Genomic DNA, 1454 nt, shown 5'->3' on the forward strand with positions numbered 1-1454 from the left:
ACTTGTGTCATATCGAAGTTCGGCCCGCATAGGAGAACCGAGATGGCCATCCCACAAGCGGACAACGACAACCACCTGCGCAAGAAGCCGGCTCATCGAGGCAAAATCTCGCCCAAGGGGGCGATACACCAGGTTAGAGCACGACCCAGGTAAAAAATGGCTCTGCGGGCGACAAGAATTAAGGCGAGGCGCTGAGATGCCGCGGACCAATAATGACGCTCGCAACGAGAAGACCACATCAGCTGCAGCAATCATTGTCGACAAGGAACGTGCTGAGCGCGCCGCCAAGACGGCGCGGTTGAAGGAAGCGCGCCTCGCACAGGCCATCACGCCGTCTCCCATAGAACGCAAGCAGCGTGTCACCAAAAAGGTTCGCAGGATTTTTGTTGCTGGCTAGGAGGTGTCCGTGACGCGCAATCATGACAAGGAAAGATACGACCGCGCCAAACGCATCAGCCAAGAGACGCTGGACGCTGAACGCGCACAACGCGCCGAGAAGACGGCGCGGCTGAGACAAGCAAGGCTTGCACAGCGTCCGGTGGAGTCGTCGCCGGCGCAGCCGCAAACTCGCCGCAAACCCATCCAGTCTCTCAAAAAGAGAAGCCGTAAGGTGATCGAAGTCTTTTAGGCTCTCCACATCCGTGCGGAACACTGGGAGAGTCCAGCGGCGAGCGCGGCTGGGAGGGAGGGCTTCCGCGACCTGATCCAGCAAGGCTGCGAATACCTGGCGAGCAATCGCGGGGACTTTGGATCTCCGCCTCCTCGCCATTATCAGAGCTGGGAGCGAAACCTGCTCGCAAAGTAGTCGGTGACCTTTTCGCTTAGCGGACGCGCTTGCCATTCTTCCAGACTGACCTGCCTTGATCGCTTCAGGTCCTCGTTGAAAACGTCTATTTGCGTCCGCGCGAATTCCAAGCCGTAGACGTTCAGACTGGCCTCATCGTTGAGGCGCAAGGATCGCTCATCCAGATTAGCCGAGCCAAAGCTCACCCAGGCATCGTCGACGATCAAAAGCTTGGGATGGTACATTGTGGGTTGAAACTCAAAGATGCGCACACCGGCCTTGAGCAATTCGCCCCAGAAAAAGCGCGAGCCCTTTCGCACCACAGGCACATCCGTGAGCCAATTGGGAACGATGACATCGACCGAGACGCCTCGCTTCCTTGCATCAAGAATCTGCTGCAGCGCGATGTCGTCCGGCACGAAGTAGGCCATGCCGATGCGCAGATGATCCTTGGCCGCGGCTATTGCCGCCAACATCATCAACTCCATGTTCTCCGAGCCGTTTGGCTGCGAAGAAAGTATCAACTGCGCATCGAGACCACCAGCGGGCGCAACTGCAGGGTAGAACTTCCCGCCCTGCAATGTCTCGCCGGTCGTCTCAAGCCAGTTTTCGGCGAACGCCGCCTGGAATGCGGGCACGGCGGGTCCTTCGATCCGGTAATGCGTGTCGC

Annotated in this window: 3 protein-coding genes; 2 read left to right on the forward strand and 1 reads right to left on the reverse strand. The window is 58.5% G+C overall.

Going from position 1 to position 1454, the window contains the following annotated elements; all coding sequences use genetic code 11:
* Nucleotides 1–196 precede the first annotated feature (196 nt).
* A complete protein-coding gene (locus EN932_RS35990; RefSeq protein WP_013525113.1) occupies nucleotides 197–397 on the forward strand; it encodes a hypothetical protein in 201 nt (66 codons plus the stop codon).
* Between the two features lie 9 nt (nucleotides 398–406).
* Nucleotides 407–628, forward strand: a complete 222-nt coding sequence (locus tag EN932_RS35995; RefSeq protein WP_128338066.1) for a hypothetical protein — start codon at nucleotides 407–409, stop codon at nucleotides 626–628.
* A 143-nt stretch (nucleotides 629–771) separates the two neighbouring features.
* Here the strand turns inward: EN932_RS35995 and EN932_RS36000 are convergent.
* The coding region (locus tag EN932_RS36000) for a phospholipase D-like domain-containing protein (RefSeq protein WP_245483401.1) at nucleotides 772–1454 on the reverse strand (683 nt) is incomplete at its 5' end.

The organism is Mesorhizobium sp. M7A.F.Ca.US.002.01.1.1, assembly GCF_004022955.1.
In the GTDB taxonomy this organism is placed as follows: domain Bacteria; phylum Pseudomonadota; class Alphaproteobacteria; order Rhizobiales; family Rhizobiaceae; genus Mesorhizobium; species Mesorhizobium ciceri.